General features: G+C 74.2%; 19 protein-coding genes. 10 read left to right on the forward strand and 9 right to left on the reverse strand.

Annotated features, from left to right (window positions below; genetic code table 11):
- Positions 1-13: 13 nt before the first annotated feature.
- Positions 14-1,072 (reverse strand): peptidoglycan-binding protein, encoded by a 1,059-nt coding sequence (locus ACF08D_RS24335; protein WP_392225148.1) that lies wholly within the window; start codon positions 1,070-1,072, stop codon positions 14-16.
- Positions 1,069-1,539 carry a hypothetical protein gene (locus ACF08D_RS24340; protein WP_392225150.1) on the reverse strand — a complete coding sequence of 157 codons (471 nt, stop codon included), beginning with the start codon at positions 1,537-1,539 and terminating at the stop codon, positions 1,069-1,071. Before ACF08D_RS24340 ends, ACF08D_RS24335 begins: the two co-directional genes overlap by 4 nt.
- Before the next feature lie 90 nt (positions 1,540-1,629).
- Here ACF08D_RS24340 and ACF08D_RS24345 point away from each other — a divergent pair, with 90 nt between their 5' ends.
- Both ACF08D_RS24345 and ACF08D_RS24350 read left to right on the forward strand, forming a co-directional pair.
- Positions 1,630-2,289, forward strand: coding sequence for a response regulator transcription factor (locus ACF08D_RS24345; protein WP_392225152.1), 660 nt, complete (start codon positions 1,630-1,632; stop codon positions 2,287-2,289).
- A 122-nt stretch (positions 2,290-2,411) separates the two neighbouring features.
- Positions 2,412-3,626 carry an ATP-binding protein gene (locus ACF08D_RS24350; protein ID WP_392225154.1) on the forward strand — a complete coding sequence of 405 codons (1,215 nt, stop codon included), beginning with the start codon at positions 2,412-2,414 and terminating at the stop codon, positions 3,624-3,626.
- Here the strand turns inward: ACF08D_RS24350 and ACF08D_RS24355 are convergent.
- A complete protein-coding gene (locus ACF08D_RS24355; RefSeq protein ID WP_392225156.1) occupies positions 3,623-4,402 on the reverse strand; it encodes an SIS domain-containing protein in 780 nt (259 codons plus the stop codon). The two genes, ACF08D_RS24350 and ACF08D_RS24355, sit on opposite strands and share 4 nt — an antisense overlap.
- A 151-nt stretch (positions 4,403-4,553) precedes the next feature.
- On the opposite strand from ACF08D_RS24355, the gene ACF08D_RS24360 reads away from it, so the two are divergent.
- Positions 4,554-5,246, forward strand: coding sequence for a metal-dependent transcriptional regulator (locus ACF08D_RS24360; RefSeq protein ID WP_392225158.1), 693 nt, complete (start codon positions 4,554-4,556; stop codon positions 5,244-5,246).
- A gap of 796 nt (positions 5,247-6,042) precedes the next feature.
- Positions 6,043-6,909: an alpha/beta fold hydrolase gene (locus tag ACF08D_RS24365; protein ID WP_392225160.1), complete on the forward strand. Its 867-nt coding sequence runs from the start codon at positions 6,043-6,045 to the stop codon at positions 6,907-6,909.
- Here ACF08D_RS24365 and ACF08D_RS24370 read toward each other — a convergent pair.
- The 3 genes from ACF08D_RS24370 to ACF08D_RS24380 all read right to left on the reverse strand — a co-directional run bounded on the left by ACF08D_RS24370 (position 6,896) and on the right by ACF08D_RS24380 (position 10,069).
- A complete protein-coding gene (locus tag ACF08D_RS24370; RefSeq protein ID WP_392225603.1) occupies positions 6,896-8,500 on the reverse strand; it encodes a transporter in 1,605 nt (534 codons plus the stop codon). The genes ACF08D_RS24365 and ACF08D_RS24370 overlap by 14 nt on opposite strands.
- Positions 8,479-9,270, reverse strand: a complete 792-nt coding sequence (locus ACF08D_RS24375) for an ABC transporter ATP-binding protein (protein ID WP_392225162.1) — start codon at positions 9,268-9,270, stop codon at positions 8,479-8,481. The genes ACF08D_RS24370 and ACF08D_RS24375 overlap by 22 nt, the downstream gene beginning before the upstream one ends.
- Before the next feature lie 97 nt (positions 9,271-9,367).
- Positions 9,368-10,069 carry a bifunctional DNA primase/polymerase gene (locus ACF08D_RS24380; protein ID WP_392225164.1) on the reverse strand — a complete coding sequence of 234 codons (702 nt, stop codon included), beginning with the start codon at positions 10,067-10,069 and terminating at the stop codon, positions 9,368-9,370.
- A gap of 338 nt (positions 10,070-10,407) precedes the next feature.
- On the opposite strand from ACF08D_RS24380, the gene ACF08D_RS24385 reads away from it, so the two are divergent.
- A complete protein-coding gene (locus tag ACF08D_RS24385) occupies positions 10,408-11,790 on the forward strand; it encodes a transcriptional regulator (protein ID WP_392225166.1) in 1,383 nt (460 codons plus the stop codon).
- Between the two features lie 130 nt (positions 11,791-11,920).
- The gene (locus ACF08D_RS24390; protein WP_392225168.1) at positions 11,921-13,282 is read left to right on the forward strand and encodes a hypothetical protein; all 1,362 of its coding nucleotides are present in this window, start codon (positions 11,921-11,923) and stop codon (positions 13,280-13,282) included.
- Between the two features lie 11 nt (positions 13,283-13,293).
- On the opposite strand, the gene ACF08D_RS24395 is transcribed toward ACF08D_RS24390, so the two are convergent.
- Positions 13,294-14,562, reverse strand: coding sequence for an ABC transporter substrate-binding protein (locus tag ACF08D_RS24395; protein WP_392225170.1), 1,269 nt, complete (start codon positions 14,560-14,562; stop codon positions 13,294-13,296).
- Between the two features lie 169 nt (positions 14,563-14,731).
- Between ACF08D_RS24395 and ACF08D_RS24400 the strand changes: the two genes are divergently transcribed.
- Both ACF08D_RS24400 and purU read left to right on the forward strand, forming a co-directional pair.
- Complete coding sequence (locus tag ACF08D_RS24400) at positions 14,732-15,178, forward strand: hypothetical protein (protein ID WP_392225605.1); 447 nt, start codon at positions 14,732-14,734, stop codon at positions 15,176-15,178.
- A gap of 58 nt (positions 15,179-15,236) precedes the next feature.
- Complete coding sequence (purU, locus tag ACF08D_RS24405) at positions 15,237-16,088, forward strand: formyltetrahydrofolate deformylase (protein WP_392225172.1); 852 nt, start codon at positions 15,237-15,239, stop codon at positions 16,086-16,088.
- A gap of 15 nt (positions 16,089-16,103) precedes the next feature.
- Here purU and ACF08D_RS24410 read toward each other — a convergent pair whose 3' ends face one another.
- Together ACF08D_RS24410 and ACF08D_RS24415 are read right to left on the reverse strand one after the other, a co-directional pair.
- Complete coding sequence (locus ACF08D_RS24410) at positions 16,104-17,333, reverse strand: zf-HC2 domain-containing protein (protein WP_392225174.1); 1,230 nt, start codon at positions 17,331-17,333, stop codon at positions 16,104-16,106.
- The gene (locus ACF08D_RS24415; protein ID WP_392225175.1) at positions 17,330-17,893 is read right to left on the reverse strand and encodes a sigma-70 family RNA polymerase sigma factor; all 564 of its coding nucleotides are present in this window, start codon (positions 17,891-17,893) and stop codon (positions 17,330-17,332) included. The genes ACF08D_RS24410 and ACF08D_RS24415 overlap by 4 nt, the downstream gene beginning before the upstream one ends.
- Before the next feature lie 220 nt (positions 17,894-18,113).
- Between ACF08D_RS24415 and ACF08D_RS24420 the strand changes: the two genes are divergently transcribed.
- Entirely contained in the window at positions 18,114-18,488 is a 375-nt protein-coding gene (locus ACF08D_RS24420; protein WP_392225176.1) for an STAS domain-containing protein, read from the forward strand.
- 31 nt (positions 18,489-18,519) lie between these two features.
- On the forward strand, positions 18,520-19,053 hold the full coding sequence (locus ACF08D_RS24425) for an EF-hand domain-containing protein (RefSeq protein ID WP_392225178.1): 534 nt from the start codon (positions 18,520-18,522) through the stop codon (positions 19,051-19,053).
- The last annotated feature ends 286 nt before the right edge of the window (positions 19,054-19,339 follow it).

Below are 19,339 nucleotides of genomic sequence, written 5' to 3' on the forward strand. Positions count from 1 at the left end.
CGTGCGTTCGTGGTCACAGCGACGGCACCCCGACCTTCATGCCCTCGCGCAGCCCCCCGCCGCTGACCTCCACCCGGCCGTCGGCGAACAGGCCCAGCTCCACCTTCACGTCCCGGCTGCGGCCGCCCTCGACCACCTCGACGCCGAACCCGCCGCCCGGCAGCGCCAGCAGCGCGTTCACCGGCACGGACAGCACGCCCTCGCGCGTCTCGCCGGTGAGGTTCACCGTGACCGGCGACTGGTCGAACGCCCTGACCTTCCCCGGGTCGTCGAACGACACCGTGATGTCGATCTTCGGGGACTTGTCCTGCGGATCGTCGCCCTCCTTGGCCGTCTTCCCCACGCCCGACACCCGGCCCGGCGCGCTGGTGCCGTCCGGCAGGTCCACCGTGACCCGGGTGCCGGTCCGCGCCAGCGACCCGTCCGCGACGGGCAGCGTGAACCGTACGACCCGCTCGGCGCCCGTCACCGTCAGCACGGGCCTGCCCGGACCGGCCACGTCACCGGCCGTCGCGGTCGCCTCCTTCACCCGCACCGGGCCGGACGCGAAGGCGATCTGGTCCGGTCCGGCGCGGCCGGTCTCCTTCAGGCCGTGCGACTCCTGCCAGCGCTTCACCGCCCCGGCGGTGGCCTCCGTGTACTCCTCGTCGACGGAGAGCCCGGCGCCGAACCCCAGGTCCCGCAGGTTCTCCTCCAGCTGCCGCACGTCCCGGCCCTCGTCGCCCGGCTTCAGCGTCCGGTACATCGGCCCGGTGCCGTACATCAGCCGCACCGGCCGGCCGTCCAGCTCGTACAGCCGCCCGTCCCGCCCGACCGACGCGCCGGCGCCCGCGATCCAGGTGACGGTGCCCTGGGCGCCGGCGTTGATCCGGCGCTCCTTGGCGTAGCCGAGCGTGCCGGTCTGCCGGCTGCTGTCCCGCAGGTCGCCGCGCTGGACGGTGGCGCTCGCCGCCGCCGGCCGGTCCGGGGCGGAGTCCCGCTCCGGCGCGCCGAAGGCGGTGACGGCGGCCGTGCCGCCCCCCGCCGCCAGCACGATCACCGCGACGGCCACCACGAGTCGGCGCCGGGTCACCGGGTCTCGCCCCCGCAGACCTTCATGGCCTTGTCGAACTTCTCCTTCTCCGGGCCCGCCGTCGGCATCGGCAGGGCCTGCGCCATCGACCCGTCGAACTTCGGGTCGGGCATGTCGACGCCGTTCTCCCGCATGCAGCGCGCGTACTTCAGCGCCTTGTCCTTGTCGGCCTGGGTGATCTCGCCCGAGCCCGCCGCGCCGCCCTTCCCGCGGCACGCCTTGAACGCCTTCTCCATCTGCTCCTTGGTGAGGTCGCCGCCGACGGTGATGCCCCGCTCGTCCTGGCCCGGCTTCGGTTCGGGCACGTCCAGCCCGTTCTCGCGCAGACAGGTGCGGTACTCCAGGGCCTGGTCGGCCTTCTTCCCCTCACCGCTGACGTCCTCGGTCTGCTTCCCGCTGTCCGTGCCCGAGCAGGCGGCGGCGAGCAGGGCGAGGGCGGCGAGCGCTGTGCAGTGTCGGATTCTCATGGCAGTGGAGGGTGCCCGGGAGGGACGTTTCGGCGCTGCCAAGGGATCCGTTAACACCGCCGAAAGGTTCCCGTGGGTTACACAGGACGCATGCGCGTACTGGTGGTGGAGGACGAGGACTTCCTCGCGGAGATGATCGCGGAGGGCCTGCGCCGGGACGCGCTCGCCGTGGACGTGGCGTCCGACGGCCCGGAGGCGCTGCGGAAGCTGCGCTTCGGGGCGTACGACGTGATGGTCCTCGACCGGGACCTGCCCGGCCTGCACGGCGACGAGGTCTGCCGCCGGGTCGTGGGGCAGGGGCTGCTGACCCGCATCCTGATGCTCACGGCGTCCGGCACGGTACGGGACCGGGTGGCCGGCCTCGGCCTCGGCGCCGACGACTACCTGACCAAGCCCTTCGCGTACGACGAGCTCCTCGCGCGCGTGCTGGCGCTCGGGCGCCGGGCGCGGCCCGCCCTGCCGCCCGTCCTGGAGCGGGCCGGCATCGTCCTGGACACGGCCCGCCGCCAGGCCGCCCGGGACGGCCGGCACCTGCACCTGTCCCGCAAGGAGTTCGCCGTCCTGGAGGCACTGCTGCGCGCGGACGGCGCCGTGGTCAGCGGCGAGGACCTGATCGAGCAGGTGTGGGAGGAGCACACCAGCTACCGCACCAGCGCCGTGCGGGTCGCCCTGAGCAAGCTCCGCGCCAAGCTCGGCGAGCCCCCCGTGGTCGAGACCGTACCCGGCGCCGGCTACCGGATCGTCTCGTGAGCGGAGACCGTGCCCGGCGCCGGCTGCCGGATCGTCCCGTGAGCGGAGACGGTACCCGGCGCCGGTTGCCGGATCGCCTCGTGCGCGGCGAACGCGCCCGGCGCCGGCTGGCGGATCGTCTCGTGAGCGGCGAGCGCGCCCGGCTCACCGCCCTGTACGGCGTCCTGCTCGTCGGCGCGGGCGCCCTGCTGACCGGCGTCGTCTACCTGCTCGTCCGCGACGGGCTCGCCACCTCCATCACCACGGCGGTCACGACGGCCGTCCCGGCGTCCTCGCTCGACCCCTCCGGCCTCCGGCCCTCCGGCCCGCTGCCCACCCGCTCGGCCGTACCCGCCAGCCCGCTGCCCCTCCCCTCCGGGGCGGCCACCCGCGGCTACGCCGTCACCCGGCAGCTCAGCGACGCCGCCGAGCAGGCCGCGCTGAGCCGGCTGCTCACCGTCTCGCTGCTGGTCCTCGTCCTGTACGCGGTGGTCTCGGTGGCCCTGGCGTGGTGGATGGCCGGCCGGGTGCTGCGGCCCGTCGCGGTGATCACCGACAAGGCCCGGCGGCTGTCCGGCGAGAACCTGCACGAACGGCTCGCCCTGGCCGGCCCGCCCGGCGAGCTGAAGCGCCTCGCCGACACCTTCGACGGGATGCTCGACCGGATGGAGCAGCTCGTCGGGGCGCAGCAGCGGTTCGCGGCCAACGCGGCGCACGAGCTGCGCACCCCGCTGGCGGTGCAGCGGGCGGCTGCCGAGATCGGCCTCGCCGGGCGGCCGGACGCGGAGCGGGTGGCCCGGATGCGGGCCAAGCTGATCGGCGTCGCCGACGAGAGCGAGCGGATCATCGAGGGCCTGCTGCTGCTGGCCGCCTCCGACCAGGGCCTGCGCACCCGGGAGCCGGTGGCCCTGCACGAGGTGGCCCGCTCGGCGGTGGACGCCCTGGCGGCCGAGGCCGGCACCCGGGACGTCACCGTGACCGTGCGGGCCGCGCCGCTGACGGTCTCCGGCGACGCGGTCCTGCTGGACCGGCTGGTGCACAACCTGGTGGCCAACGCGGTCCGGCACAACGTGCGGGGCGGCCGGGTGGAGGTGCGCACCGGGCCGGAGGGCGTCGAGGTGTCCAACACCGGGCCGGTCGTCCCGGCGGAGACGGTACCGCTGCTGTTCGAGCCCTTCCGGCGGCTGGCGGAGCGGCGGCACGCCCCGGGCGAGGGCGCGGGGCTCGGCCTGTCGATCGTGGCCTCGGTCGCCCGCGCGCACGGCGCCTCGGCCACCGCCACGGCGAACCCGCCGCCGGGCGGCGGGCTGACCGTCCGGGTGGCCTTCGGACGGGGGACCGGCTCCCAGGGCACCTAATGGCGGAAGAAGATCCGGTCCGCGTACGCGTCCATCACCCGGCCGTTCCACTCGTGGCCGCCGTCGACGTTGCCCGAGCGCAGCAGCGGCGGCTCGACGCCCCGCGCCACCAGGGCCTCGGTGGCGGCGGCCATCATCGCCTGCATCAGGGCGCTGGTGACGACCGTGGACGCCGGGGCGAACGGGGCCTCGACGCCCTCGTGGGTCAGCTCCGCGTCACCCACGGCGATCTTCGAGTCGAGGACGACGTCGCAGTGGTCCCGGAGGAAGGTGCCCGACGCGTGGCGGGACTTCGTCTCCTCCGCGTACGCCACGGACGTCACCCCGATGACCTTCAGCCCCAGCGCGCGGGCGTTCATCGCCATCTCGACGGGCAGCGCGTTGCGCCCGGACAGCGACACGATGATCAGTACGTCCCCCGCGCGGGCCGGCGAGGAGTCCAGCACCGCCCCGGCGAGGCCGTCCACCCGCTCCAGGGCGGAGCCGAGCGTCGCCGGCATCACGTCGACCCCGACGACGCCCGGCACGGCGAGCAGGTTCACCAGCGCGAGGCCCCCCGCCCGGTACACCACGTCCTGGGCGGCCAGCGAGGAGTGGCCCGCGCCGAAGGCGAACAGCCGGCCGCCCGCCGCGACCGTGTCGGCCACGGCCGCGCCCGCCGCCGCCACGCTCTCCGCCTCCTCGTCCCGCACCCGCCGCAGCAGCCCGATCGCCGCGTCGAAGAACCGGCCGGACAGCGTGCTCTCGCCGCCGCTGCCGGGCGTCGCGTCAGCCATGGTGGGGCCCCTTCCTCACGTGTCGCGGATCACGTTGCGGTCTGGACCAATGCTCTGTCAATACCGGCTCGGCCCCGGGGAGGGACGGTTGTCGGCGCGATGCGCAAGAATTGAGTCAGGGCCAGCGCACGATAATTTTCGAGGGGCACGTATGTCCGGACTGATCGACACCACGGAGATGTATCTCCGCACCATCCTCGAGCTGGAAGAGGAAGGTGTGGTGCCCATGCGCGCCCGCATCGCCGAGCGGCTCGACCAGAGCGGCCCGACGGTGAGCCAGACGGTCGCCCGGATGGAGCGGGACGGTCTGGTGACCGTCGCGGGCGACCGGCACCTGGAGCTGACCGACGAGGGCCGCCGCCTGGCCACCCGCGTGATGCGCAAGCACCGGCTCGCCGAGTGCCTGCTGGTCGACGTGATCGGCCTGGAGTGGGAGCAGGTCCACGCCGAGGCGTGCCGCTGGGAGCACGTGATGAGCGAGGCGGTGGAGCGCCGGGTGCTGGAGCTGCTGCGGCACCCCACCGAGTCGCCGTACGGCAACCCGATCCCGGGCCTGGAGGAGCTGGGCGAGAAGGCGGAGGCGGAGGCGTTCCTCGACGAGGGCATGGTCTCGCTGGCCGAGCTGGACGCGGGCCCCGAGGGCAAGACGGTCGTGGTGCGCCGGATCGGTGAGCCCATCCAGACGGACGCCCAGCTCATGTACACCCTGCGCCGCGCGGGCGTCCAGCCCGGCTCGGTGGTCAGCGTGACGGAGTCGGCGGGCGGGGTGCTGGTGGGCAGCAGCGGTGAGGCGGCGGAACTGGGCGCGGAGGTCGCGTCCCACGTCTTCGTAGCCAAGCGCTGACGCCCGCCGACCCCGGGCGCCGCGCCCGGTGCGGCGCGTCCCCCGTTGCGGGCAGTCGTCCCGCAGGGCGATGGGGGTCCCCCGTTGCGGGCGGCGCATCCCCGTTGTGGGCAAACGTCCCGCAGGGCGGGACGGGTGGGCACAACGGGTGCCCACCGGGGCGGCGCCCCCTGCGAAGGGTGCCCCCTAGGGCGGTGCCCTCGGACCCTGCGGGTGGGTGGGGGGCGGGGCCCCTCCGGGCTCACCTCCTCGCGGTCGGCGGGGCACCCAGTCGGAAAGGGTGACCGTCACTCGCCGCCGATCCGCTGCGGGGGCGACCCTGCACGGCCCCACCCCGGCCGTCGGCCGACTGCGGTCCAGTGGGTGGTAGGGCACGGCCCCACCCCGGCGCGTCGCCGACTGCGGGACGGTGGGTGGGGCGTACCGCCCTGTAAGGGCACCCGGATGTGGCCGGAAAGGCAGCGCCCCGCGGCGTGCCCGTGCCAGTCTGGGGGGCAGGCATATGACCCCGGGAGGGAACAGCCCGTGCGCCTCGGACAGGGAAAGAGCCCCGACGCCTCACGACGCCGGGGCCCGACCTCCCCTGTGCTGACCCGGAGCCCCGAGCTCTCAGGGTCATCCCCCTCGGACCGTTTTCCCCGAGCGGCCCGCCTCCTGATGAAGATCTCCCCTCGGCGGCGGCCGTCAATCCCCGAGCCGGGTCACTCGAACGAGCGGTGTTGCGCGCGAGAGCCGTATTTTCGAATGCGGGTTCGATAGTCTGGCCGCGCACGGACAGAAGGGGGTGCCAGGACACATGGTGCGACGCATCGACCTGACCGGGGCCGACGGTTTACGCCTGGCCGCCTGGGAGTTCGCCGACCCGCCCAAGGGGCACGAGGCCGATCCGGCGCCGGGGGTGCTCCTGCTGCACGGGCTGATGGGCCGCGCCTCGCACTGGGCCTCCACCGCGCGCTGGCTCTCCGAGCGGCACCGGGCGGTCGCGCTGGACCAGCGGGGGCACGGGCACAGCGCCAAGCCCGCGGACGGCCCCTTCACCCGGGAGGCGTACGTCGCGGACGCCGCCGCCGCGGTCGAGCAGCTGGGCCTCGCGCCCGTCACCCTCGTCGGCCACTCCATGGGCGCCCTGACCGCCTGGCAGCTCGCCGCCGAGCGCCCCGACCTCGTCCGGGCCCTGGTCATCTGCGACATGCGGGCCTCCGCGCTGGGCGCCGCCTCCCAGCGGGAGTGGGAGGACTGGTTCCGCTCCTGGCCGCTGCCGTTCGCCACCCTCGCCGACGTACGGAAGTGGTTCGGCGAGGACGACCCGTGGGTGGAGCGGCCCAACCCGGCGCGCGGCGCGTTCTACGCCGAGGTGATGGCCGAGGGGCCGGACGGCTGGCGCCCGCTGTTCTCCCGCCGCCAGATGCTGACCTCCCGCGAGACCTGGGTGCACGACGCCCACTGGGACTCGCTGGCGCAGGTCCGCTGCCCCACCCTCGTCGTCCGCGGCCTCGACGGCGAGCTGGGCCGGGCGGAGGCCCAGGAGATGGTCCGGGTCCTCCCGCACGGGCAGTACGCGGAGGTCCCGGACGCCGGGCACCTCGTCCACTACGACCAGCCGGAGGGCTGGCGCCAGGCCGTGGCGCCCTTCCTCGACGCCGTACCGGTCAACCCCTGCTGACCGCCGCCAGGATCTCGGGCAGCCGGTTCGCCGTGCTCGGCGCGGCGAGCCGCAGCCCCGCCCAGGCCAGCAGCGCGCCCCAGCCGGCGCCGAGCGCGAGGAGGAGCAGCCCGGTCGAGGTGCCGGGGTCCAGCACGATCGCCAGGACGATCAGCGGCGCGCACAGCACCGCCGCGGTGAGCATGCCGCCCACGATGGAGATCCACGCCAGCCCCGCCTGGCCGGGCGCCACGTTCTTGTAGCCGCTGTCCTGCGGGATGGAGTACGGGAAGCGGGCCGACGCCAGCGCGCCCGTGCCCAGCATCGCGCCCAGCACCGCGAAGGACAGCCCCAGCGCCTGCGGCAGCGAACGCCAGTCGCCCAGCACCGCCGCCGTCAGGCCGGTGACCAGCAGGGTGTACGGCAGGGTCACCAGGAGCAGGGCGAACGCCCGCGCCCGCAGCTCCTCGTAGGCGTCCCTCGTGGAGGAGATCGTCATGGCCACCATCCAGAAGGCCGAGGTGTCCTGGCCGAACTGGTTGTACATCTGGATGCCGAGCATCCCGGCCGCGAAGCACGCGAAGTACAGCGAACCGGTGCCCTGGAGGGCGTTGAACAGCGGCACGATCAGGCCGATCACCAGCGAGGTGACCCATGCCGCCTTGGTCTTGGGGTCCCGCGCCACATACCGCAGGCTGCGCCGCATCGCCGTGCCCGTACGCCCCCCGGGCCAGAGCCGCCCGGTCTCGGCGGACGACGCGGACTCCCGCCGCGACGGGCGCGAGGCCGCCGCCAGCGTCGAACCGTCCGGCGCGGTCATCAGCTTCACCAGGCTGCGCCGCCAGGCGTAGAGCAGCGCCGCCAGGGCCAGCGCCGTCAGCAGCAGCCCCGCCGCGGCCTCCCCGTACGCCCCCTCGCCCGCCGAGCCGACCGCGGCGACCGCCGAGGCGGGCGGGATCCACCGCACCACCTCCGCCGCCGGGTCCAGCGCCGACAGGCCACCGGCCCGGCCGAGCCGCTGGGCACCGAAGTTGACGAACTGGATGCCCACCGCGATCACCAGACCGCTCAGCACCGCCAGGTCCCGGCCCTTGCGCGACGTCAGCAGCCGGATGTTCCCCGCCGCCACCGCCCGCGCCAGCGCCACGCACACCAGCAGCACCAGCGGTACGGCCACCACGGCGACCAACACGGCGGCCGCGCCGCGCGCCAGCGCGACCGCCGCCCCGACCGCCAGGCACACGGTGAACAGCGGCCCGATGCCCACCAGCGACGACACCAGCAGCGCCCGCACCAGCGGCCCCGGGCGCAGCGGCAGCATCACCAGCCGCGTGGGGTCCAGGGTCTCGTCGCCGCTCGGGAAGAACAGCGGCATCACCGCCCACCCCAGCGCCAGCAGCGCCGTCAGCAGCACCGTCACGGTGGCGGCGTGCTCGTTGCCCCGCAGCAGCACCAGCCCCAGCAGCTGGCCCGCCGCGAACAGCAGCGCCAGTACCGCGGACGTCACATACGCCGCCGTACGGCCCGCCGACTGCCGCAGCCCGTTGCGCAGCAGCGACAGCTTCAGCCGGACGAAGATCCCCGTGAGCGTCACCGCGCACCGCCCAGCCAGTCGAGCGACTCGCCCGCGTCCCGGCCCCGCGCGCCCACCAGCTCCAGGAACGCGGCCTGGAGCGACGGGGCTTCGCCCCGGACCTCCGCCAGCGTGCCCTGCGCCCTGATGTGGCCGGCCGCCATCACCGCCACCCAGTCGCACAGCGACTCCACCAGCTCCATCACATGGCTGGAGAAGACGACCGTGGCGCCCGACGCGGTGTACCGCTCCAGGACGCCCCGGATGGTCTGCGCCGACACCGGGTCGACGCCCTCGAACGGCTCGTCCAGGAAAAGCACTTCGGGATTGTGGAGGAGGGCCGCCGCGAGACCGATCTTCTTGCGCATACCGGTCGAGTAGTCGACGACCAGTTTGTTCCGCGCGCCCGCCAGGTCCAGCACGTCGAGCAGCTGCGCCGCCCGCTTGTCGACCTCGTCACCGGGCAGCCCCCGCAGCCGCCCCGTGTAGGCGAGCAGTTCACCGCCGGAGAGCCGCTCGAACAGCCGCAGCCCCTCCGGCAGGACCCCGATCCTGGCCTTGACCGCGGCCGGATCGCCCCACACGTCGTGCCCCGCCACCTCGACCCGCCCCTGGTCGGGCCGGAGCAGCCCCGTCACCATCGACAGCGTCGTCGTCTTGCCCGCCCCGTTCGGGCCCACCAGCCCGATGAACCTGCCCGCTGGGAGCACCAGATCGACCCCGGCGACGGCGACCTGCTCGCCGAACCGCTTCCACAACCCCTCGACCCGCACGGCGGGCGCGGAGCCCTCCTTCACCTGGTCCGGCATCGGTCACTGCCTTCCGTCGTCCCCGTGTTCGTACGGGAACCAGCCTACGGACGCCCCGGGGGGCACGCAGGGGACGGGAACCGGCAGTGAGGGCGGCTCAACCCTGCCGGGACCTGGCATCGGCGGCCTCGCGGGCGCACGCGTACGCCAGCGGGCAGATCAGCTCCTCCACGTCCGGCAGCCAGCGGTTGGCCGGGGTGGGGCGGCGCGCCCACTGCACCGCCCCGTGCCCGCCGACCCGGGTCGGCGGGGCCGCGACCCAACTCCCCTCGCCGCGCGCCACCAGGTCGATCGCGGGGGCCGACCAGCCCAGCTTCCGCACCAGGTCGGGCACCTTGGGGGCGGCGCCCGGCAGGACGAAGAACATCATCCGGCGGTCGGGCGTGCAGGTCACCGGCCCGAGGGTCAGGTCCATCCGCTCCATCCGCGCCAGCGCGAGGAAGCCCGCGGCCTCGGGGACGACCAGCGCGTCGAAGGTGCGGCCCGTCGGCAGCAGGATCGACGCCCGCGGGTGCTTGCCCCACATCCGGCGCGCCGCCACGGCGCTGCCCGTCGCCTGGTTCGCCCAGTCGGGCCGCGCCGGGTGCGCCCCCGGCGCGGGGCACGCGGTGTCCTCGCACGAGCACCGCTCCGTGCCGTCGACCGCCTCCAGCCAGGTGCCGGGGAACACGTCCCAGTGCCGCTCTTCCGCGTACCGCACGGCGCTGTCCAGCAGCTGCTCGCCTCGCTGCTTGGGGATCTGTGCGGCTTCCGTGACTCCGATGGTCTCTTCCACGGACAGCTCAACTACCGGCCCCATCCGGGGTTACGGGGCGCGGGAAGGGAGGCCGAGGAGCATCGATTCGGCATCCGGGGCGCATGGATGCATGGGCGGGGGCGCGCGTGAGGGACGGGAGCGGTGGGCGGGTAGCCACTGTCGGGGGAGGTGGCAATATGGCGGTCTCCCGCCATCACACGATGTTTCGGACGTCGTCGGCACATGGCGTGGATCAGGGTTTCCGTCAGCTCCGTAACTGTGCGTGCACGTATGGGTGCTTCAGTGCTTTTCTCGGTATTCGCAGGTCAAGTTCTGCATTCTCCGTATATCGGCCGGGCAGTGATCAGCGGGACTGATCACCGCGGCAACAGGGGGTAGTCATGGCAGCGAGGCCGCTCGTCGCCCGTCAGCCGAACGAACGGCTGCAGGCTCTCATCCAGGAAGCAGGGTGCTCCAACGCCGGGCTCGCCCGCCGCGTCAACATGGTGGGGCAGGAGCGGGGGCTCGACCTGCGGTACGACAAGACATCGGTGGCCCGCTGGCTGCGCGGGCAGCAGCCGCGCGGGCGGGCCCCCGGGATCATCGCCGAGGCCCTCGGCCGCAAGCTGGGGCGCACGGTCACCATCGACGAGATCGGCATGGCCAACGGCAAGAACCTGGCCTCCGGGGTGGGGCTGGCGTTCTCGCCGACCGTGCTCGGCGCCATCGAGCAGGTCTGCGAGCTGTGGCGCAGCGACGTCGGCCGGCGGGACTTCCTGTCGGGCACCACGGTCGCCGCCTCCGCGCTGGTGGAGCCCAGCCGGGACTGGCTGATCACCGCCGCCGACCCGCAGGTGGCCCGGCAGGCCGGGTCACGGGTGGGCATGGCGGACGTCGAGGCGGTACGGGCGATGACCGCCGCGCTGACCGACCTCGACCACCGCTTCGGCAGCGGGCACGTGCGGCCCGTGGTGGTGCACTACCTGAACAGCGTGGTGTCCGGGCTGCTGTCCGGCTCGTACCGGGACACCGTGGGCCGGCAGCTGTTCGCCGCCGTGGCCCGGCTCACCGAACTGGCCGGGTACATGGCCGTGGACACCGGGCAGCCCGGGCTGGCGCAGCGCTACTACATCCAGGCGCTGCGGCTCGCGCAGGCGGCCGGGGACCGCGGCTACGGCGGGTACGTCCTGGCCGCGTCCATGAGCCACCTGGCGGCCCAGCTCGGAAACCCGCGCGAGATCGCCCAGTTGGCGCGGGCGGCACAGGAAGGGGCGCGCGGGCACGTGCCGCCGCGGGCGGAGGCGATGTTCCTGGCGGCCGAGGCGCGCGGGCACGCCCTGCTCGGCGATCTGCGCACCTGCCAGGAGGTGGTGGCCCGGGCGGTGGCCGCGATGGACCGCGCCGACCCGGAGGCGGGCGACGACCCGCAGTGGATCGCCCACTTCGACCGGGCGTACCTCGCCGACGAACTGGCCCACTGCTACCGGGACCTGGGCCGTCCCGAGGAGGCGGCGCGCGCGGCCGGCGAGGCGCTGGAGGGGCTGCCCGCCACCCGGGCGCGGCGGCGCGCGATCGGGCTGGTGCTGCTGGCCACGGCGCAGCTCCAGCAGCGCGAGGTGGAGGCCGCGTGCCACACCGGGACGCGGGCGGCCGAACTGCTCGGCACCCTGCGGTCGTCGAGGGGCGCCGAGTACCTGGACGATCTCCAGCAGCGCCTGGAGCCGTACGCGGACGAGCCCGCGGTACGGGAGTTCGGCGCCCGGCTGGAGCTCCAGGCGGCATAGCCGCCGTCTCATCAGCGTCGCCGGAGGGGTTCTTGTTACTGCCGCCACACACGTGTGCGCGGGCTCCGCGTCACCCGGTAGCGTGAGCCGACGCTTCCGTAGGTTTACAGGTTGAGACGTAGGAGTCCCGGTGACGCAGAGCGGACAGGGTCAAGAGCCGCACCTCCCGGCGGCGCGGCCCGCGCACGAGGGTGTCGTGCTGCCCGCCGACGGCGGCGACGCCTGGGGGACACCCGGCGCGCCGCCCGCCGGGGGCGCGCCGTGGGGCGGCCCCTGGGGCCCGCCCGGCGGGCACCAGCAGCCCCTTTCGCCGCAGCAGCCGCACCAGCCTCAGCAGAACCAGCACGGGGCCTACGACCCGTACCAGCAGCAGCAGGCGTCGCCGTACGGGCAGGGCCCGGCGTACGGGACCGGTGCCCAGCCGCTGCCGCCCGAGGCCGCGCCTGGCGGCTCCGACGCGGACGCCACCCAGTACCTCCCGCCGGTGGCCGGTGCCGGTGCCGGCGCGGGCCACGGCGCCGGGCCGCTGCCGCCCGCGCGGCCCGTGCCCCCGGAGAGCCCGGCCGAGTCCACCCAGTTCCTCGGCACCCGCCCCGGTGGCCAGGACGCGGACGCCACGCAGTACATACCGCCCGTACCGCCCCAGCCGACCGGCGCGCCCTACGGGATACGGCCCGGGGCGCCCGGCGACCGGCAGCCGCCCGCCGAGTTCGACAGCCTGTTCCGCGACGAGGCCCCCGCCACCCAGCACCTCCCCCCGGTCGTCCAGCCGCAGGGGCCCCAGGGACCGCGTGCGCCCCAGGCGCAGACGGGTGCCCCGCAGTACCAGGATCCGTACCAGGAGCCCCCGCGGCGCCGTTCCTCGAAGCTGCCGCTGATCGCCGCCGTCGTGGTCGGCTGCACCGTCCTCGGGCTGGGCGCGGGCGCCCTGCTGAGCGGCGGCGAGGACGACAAGAAGGCCCCGGCGGACAAGGCCGGTGTCGCCGCCGCCAGTTCACCGACGCCCGGCACCGGTGCCTCGACGGAGGGCGCCAACCCGGCGAAGATCCAGGCGGAGGCGCTCGACAAGCTGCTCGCGGACAGCAACAACAGCCGCGACTCGGTGATCCGTTCCGTCGAGAACATCAAGAAGTGCCAGAACCTCGACCAGGCCGCGACCGACCTGCGCGCCGCCGCCGGGCAGCGCCGGGACCTGGTGACCCGGCTGAAGGGCCTGTCCGTCGACCAGCTGCCCCGGCACGCGGAGCTGAGCGCCGCGCTGACCGAGGCGTGGCAGGCGTCCGCCTCCGCCGACGACCACTACGCGGCCTGGGCCGGGGAGGTCAAGGAGAAGAAGGGCTGCAAGGGCGGCAAGGCCCGCAGCACGGGCGAGTTCGCCCAGGGCAACCGGGCCAGCGGTGAGGCGACGGCCGCCAAGCGGGAGGCGTCCGCCCTCTGGAACGGCATCGCGGGCAGCCACGGCCTGACCCCGCGCCAGCCGGCCCAGCTCTGAGCCGTACTCCGCTACAGCGCGGCCTCGCGGAGTGTCGGGCCGACGTCCACGAAGCCCTCCTTCTGGGCCACCAGCCGTCCCTGGCGCACCACTTGGAAGGTGACCTGGCGGTTGATGGTCCGGGGGGTGGCCGTGGTGCCGAGCATGTCCTCGTAGCGCCAGCGCAGCGGCGGGGTGAGGCCGCCGGTGTCGACCTGGACGCCCCTGTTGAGCGCGAGCCGGATCGCTCCGGCGGTCACCTTCCCGTCGCCGAGGGACTCCACCGCCCGCTCCAGGACGGTGTAGGCGATCCAGGTCGTCTGGACGCCCGCGTCGGCCGGGTCGATTCGGTTGTCGGCGAAGGCGTGCTCGCGCAGCATCCTCTTCATCGGCTCCCAGCGGGCGTCTCCGGCGTCCGGGTACCAGCCGGTGAGGTAGGCGCCCTCGAAGGGGCCGTTCGCGCCGCCGGTGCGGTCGATCAGCGGCTGGTCGACGCTGCCGAGCACCGAGGAGACCCGGATGTCCCGGTCGTCGGCGGGGAGCCGGCGGAAGGAGTCGAAGAAGTTCCGGGTGCGCTCGCCGAGCGCCGCGGTGACGCAGCCGCCCTCCGCGCCCGCCCGTTCGCGGGCCTTCCGTGCCGCGTCGCCGTACTCGCCCGCGTCGTCGGCGGCCCGGATGTCGCTGGCGCCGCGGTGGCCGCCCTGCGCCAGGCCGGTGTTGAGGAGGTACGGCAGGTGGGCGCCGGTGATGGTGTCGGGCCGCACCAGCGAGACCCGGTCGCAGGAGCGGGACAGCTGGATCCCGTTGCCCGCCAGCAGCGCGGCCTGGCCGCCGTTGACCGGGTAGGAGACGGGGCTCTTGAACTCCTCGTCCGTGAGCCCGTAGCCGCCGATGTACGGGATGTCCGCGGCCTCCAGCTGCGGCATGAACGCGCGGCCGAACTGGCTGTACGAGCCGACGACCGCGACCACGCCCTCGCGCACCGCGCGCCGGGCGCACGCGGAGGCGCCCGCGGGCTCGTTGCCCTCGTTGCAGGTGAGCACCCGCAGCTCGCGCCCGCCGATGCCGCCCCGGGAGTTGGCCCAGCGGGCGTACGCCTGGCCCATGGCGGGCATACCGGGCATATTGGTGGCGCGTGTCTTGTCGGGCGCCCAGGTCATCACGGTGAGGGGCTCCCTGGAGCCCCCCGTGGCCCCAGGGATGACCCCGCACCCGGCCAGGAGGGCCGCCGAACCGACCGCCGCCGCGGCCAGGAGAAGGGGGCGGGTGGCGGGCAGTCGTCGCCTTCCGTTACGGGTCATGTGCGTGCACACTTCCGCCCCATCGGTAACGCGGCGGTGAGGAGGGTTCAACGCCGGGTGACACGGAGGTGAATTGCGGGGGCCGGTCCCCGGACCGCCCGGGGGAACGTACGATCGAAACGTGTCAGCTTCCGTGAACTCTTCCCGTCGCGGCCGTCGCTCCTCCACCATGGGCGGCATGCCGCTCAACGACATGCCGTGGTGGCGCTGGCGCGCGAACGTGCGCTCGGCGCTGCACATGCTCTCCGACCCCGCCTTCCACCAGGAGTGCTGGCTGACGGGCGCGGAGGGGTACGGGGACGTCACCGACGCCGTGTACCGGCTGGTCGAGGACACCTGGCTGGACAACTGGTCCGCCGAGAAGTACGTGGGCACCATATTCCGGGACTCCGGCGAGGCCGCGCTGGTCGACGTCGCGGTGCTGCGGGTGCTGCGGATCATGCACCAGGTGGGCCCGGACGCCCCCGTCTCCGCCTACATGGGCCACCACGGCTGGCCGGAGGCGGTCCGGGCGGCGCGGGACGCCCATGTCCGGCTGGCCGTCAATGACGGCGAGGACCCCGACGTACCGCCGCACTCGCTGGACGTCCTGCGGATCATGACGCGCGCCGCGTGAGGTCCCGCGGCGCGGACCGGAGTCCGGCCGGACCGCCCGGATGTGGCATCCTGCCGGGATGACCGACCAGTACGTCCTCACGCTCTCCTGCCCGGACAAACAGGGCATCGTGCACGCCGTTTCGAGTTACCTCTTCATCACCGGCTGCAACATCGAGGACAGTCAGCAGTTCGGGGACCGGGACACCGGCCTGTTCTTCATGCGGGTCCACTTCTCCGCCGAGTCCCCGGTCACGGTCGACAAGCTCCGCGCCAGCTTCGCCGCGGTCGGCGACTCCTTCGCGATGGACTGGCAGATCCACCGCGCCGACGAGCGCATGCGGATCGTGCTGATGGTGTCGAAGTTCGGCCACTGCCTCAACGACCTGCTGTTCCGGTCGCGGATCGGCGCCCTGCCGGTCGAGATCGTCGCGGTCGTCTCCAACCACACCGACTTCGCCGAGCTGGTCGCCTCGTACGACATCCCCTTCCGGCACATCCCGGTCACCAAGGACACCAAGCCCCGGGCGGAGGCCGAGCTGCTGGAGCTGGTCCGCGAGGAGAACGTCGAGCTGGTCGTCCTCGCCCGGTACATGCAGGTCCTCTCGGACGACCTGTGCAAGCAGCTCAGCGGCCGGGTCATCAACATCCACCACTCGTTCCTGCCGAGCTTCAAGGGCGCCAAGCCCTACCACCAGGCCCACACCCGCGGGGTGAAGCTGATCGGCGCGACGGCCCACTACGTGACCGCCGACCTCGACGAGGGCCCGATCATCGAGCAGGAGGTCGAGCGGGTGGGCCACGAGGTGACCCCCGAACAGCTCGTCGCCGTCGGCCGGGACGTCGAGTGCCAGGCGCTGGCCCGGGCCGTCAAGTGGCACGCCGAGCACCGCATCCTGCTCAACGGCCGCCGTACCGTCGTCTTCGCCTGAGCGACGGCCGGCTCCCTACAGGCGGCTCAGCGAGGCCGCGGCGAACAGCACGTCCCGCACGGCCTCGCGGTCGCCGTCCTGGCCGGCCGCCGCCTCCTCCGGGGCGACATGGCCCGCCACCAGCTGGCAGAACTCCACCCCGTCCAGGGCCACCTGCGCGACCTTGTGGTCCGGGGTGGCGACCGCGGCGGGCGAGTCCAGCGCGATGTACCAGTCGCCGCCGCCCGCGCCCTCGACCTCCAGGTGCAGCGTGCGGCCGGGCGCCCCGGCCGTCACCAGCCGCCGCGCCGGGGCGGCGAGCCCCTCCCGGCGGCGCGCGGCGAGCGCCGCCGGCAGCAGCCGGGCCGCCAGGTCGATCATGTCGTGCAGATGGGCGCCGCTGGGCGGCTCGTACGGGTAGTCGACGGCGGCCGCGATGTCGTCCGCGTGCACCCAGCACTCGAAGGCCCGGTCCAGCAGGGCGTCCCGCAGGGGCAGCGAGAAGTCGCCGTACGACACGGACATCTCGGCCACACCCCGGCCGGCGAAGGACACCGTGCGGATCAGGGTGTGCGCCTGGTCCCGCCACGGTCCGCGGACCGACCGGGTGGGCGGGTGGTGCGCGCCCTGCCAGTACGCCTCGGTGCGGTCCGCCGGGGTCGCCGGCGACGGGGAGTCGTCCAGCCCGATCGCCGTGGCCACCAGGCTGTCCACCGCCTGGAGATGGCTGATCACCCCGGCCACGGTGGTGCGGCGGCTGACGCTCCGGTCGCGCTCGAACCACTTCAGCCGCACCGGCGCGTGCCACTCCGCGTCGCCGATGTCCCGCAGCAGCGCGTCCAGCCGGGCGGTCTCGGCGTCGTAGGGCCCGGCCCAGTCCGGCACGGGGATACGGGCGGGGCGGCGGCCCAGGCAGTTCTCCAGGACCCGGGAGCGCAGCAGCGGGTCCAGGTCGAGATCCCGCTCGTGGTGGAGCAGCCCGACCGCGTCGCGCAGCCGCAGGGCCTCCTCGGCGCAGGGGGCGCACTCGGTCAGGTGCTCCTCCACGGCGGCCGTCTCCTCGGCGGAGCAGGCGGACAGCGCCCAGGCGCCGAGGAGCGACTGGAGCACCTTGTGCGGCAGGGCCGGCGGGGCCGCTGGGGCGGCCTCGGACGCGGGCAGCGCCTCCAGGTTGTCGGCGGCCCGGCGCGGCGCGGGTATGCGCGGCACACCGCCCACCTCCTCCTGGCCCTCGTCGTGGCCTCCGCCGTCGAGCGGCCCCGTCACAGCGCCCGCCCGTCCAGCGGCCGGCTGTTCGCGGTGGCCAGCAGCTGGAGGCCGAGCCGCAGCCGGCGCCGCGCCTCGTCCTCGGTCACGCCCAGGTCCGCGGCGGTCTGGCGGTAGTCCCGGCGCTGGAAGTAGGCCAGCTCCAGCGCGGCGCGCAGCGGCGCGGGCATGGACTGGACGATGAAGTCGGCGCGGGCCGACACCGCCGCGCGCCGCACCTTCTGCTCCAGCTCCTCGGCGCAGCCGCCGCCCCGCTCGGCGAACGCCCTGGCCTCCGCCTGGCGCAGCCGGTGCACGGCCTGGCTGCGGGCGAGCTTCGCCATCCAGGAGCGCATCGCGCCCTCGCGCTTGGGGTCGTACGCGTCCGGGTTCTCCCAGACATAGCCGAACACCTCGCGGGTGACCTGGTCGGCGGCGGCCTCGTCGTCGAGGACGCGGTGGGCGGTGTTGTGCACGAGGGAGGCGAAGCGGTCGTACAGCTCACCGAGGGCGGCCGCCTCGCCGCGCGCCAGCCGCTGCTGCATCTTGCGGTCCCAGCGCGGTGGTGTGTCCTTCGCCATACGGAGTCCTCCCCAACCGACTCCTCTCGAATGTAGTGCGCCCCACCGACAACGCGCCCCTCTTTGTGCCAAGTGCCCCTCGCACCCACCCCGGATGGTAAGGGCGTCATCACAAGGAGTGGATCGTGTTTCATGGGGGGACGGTGGGGCAGCAGCGGCGCAAAGGAAGCACCGCTTCCGTTTCTCGGGGGCCCCGGTTGGATCGGCGAAGGGTTGGCGCGTGACGCTCACGGTGGACGAAGCCGAGCACGGCGCCTGGACGGTGCTCAGCATCCAGGGCGAGCTGGACCTGGTCTCCTCGGCCGTCGTCCGCAGACGGGTGCACGACGCGGTGGCCGAGGGTCGGCGCGACGTCGTCCTCGACCTGTCCCAGGTGCTGTTCTGCGACTCCAGCGGCGTGGGTGTGCTGATCGCGTCCCGCCGGCTGCTGCACTCCTGCCGGGGCAGGCTGCGGCTGATCCTGCCCGCCCAGGGCGCCGTGGAGGGCTCGCACGTCAACAAGGTCCTCGCGGCCCTCGGCGTACGGCGGTTGTTCGCGGTGTACGCGGACGTCGCCGCCGCCACCGGCGAGGAGGACCAGCAGCTCTCGGCGTGACGGCGCCCGTCCGGCGACGTACGCTCCCGGCATGGACGCAGAGGAGTTGTACCGGCGCCGGATCGCCTCACGGTTCGCCGCCTTCGACCAGGACGGCAACGGCCACATCTCGCGCGAGGACTTCACCACGGCGGCCGGACGGCTGCTGGAGGAGTTCGGCGTTCCGTTCCGCTCGGACCGGGGCCAGGCGCTGGCCGCCGGCGCGGAGGCCTTCTGGCAGGGCATGGCGGGCATCGCGGACGTGGACGGCGACCAGCGGGTGACCCGGGGCGAGTTCGTGAACGGGGCCGTGAAGCGGCTGCGCGACAACCCCGACCGGTTCGCCGAGATCGCCCGGCCGTTCGTGCGCGCGCTGCTCGCCGTCGCGGACCAGGACGGCGACGGCAAGGCCGGGATCGGCGAGCTGGAGCGGGCGCTGCGGGCGCTGGGCGTGGACGAGCACACCGCCGCGCTCGCGGCCGAGTCGGTGGACCTCGACCGCAGCGGGCTGGTCGACGAGGAGGAGGCGGTCACGGCCTTCGCCCGCTACTTCATGACCGAGGAGCCCGGAGCCGGGACGGCCTGATCCGGGAGGTCCCTCGGCCGGGACGGCCTGATCCGGGACGGCCTGATCCGGGACGGCCTGATCCGGGAGGGTTCACGGGTGCGGCTCCGTGGGGCGGTGGTCCCCGGAGCCCCACCTTCGAGTGAGGCGGTCACGCAGCGTTGATCGCGGCCGGTGCGCGGTCCGGTGCGCGGTGTGGTGCGGGCCCCTGTTCGACTGCCCGCGGAGTGCGTCGCACAGTATGCACCACCCGTACTCCTTCGCGCTGGAATATGCCCGAAGCGCTTGTTGCGGTGACGGAACGTCA

Source organism: Streptomyces sp. NPDC015131 (assembly GCF_043079975.1).
Lineage (GTDB): Bacteria > Actinomycetota > Actinomycetes > Streptomycetales > Streptomycetaceae > Streptomyces.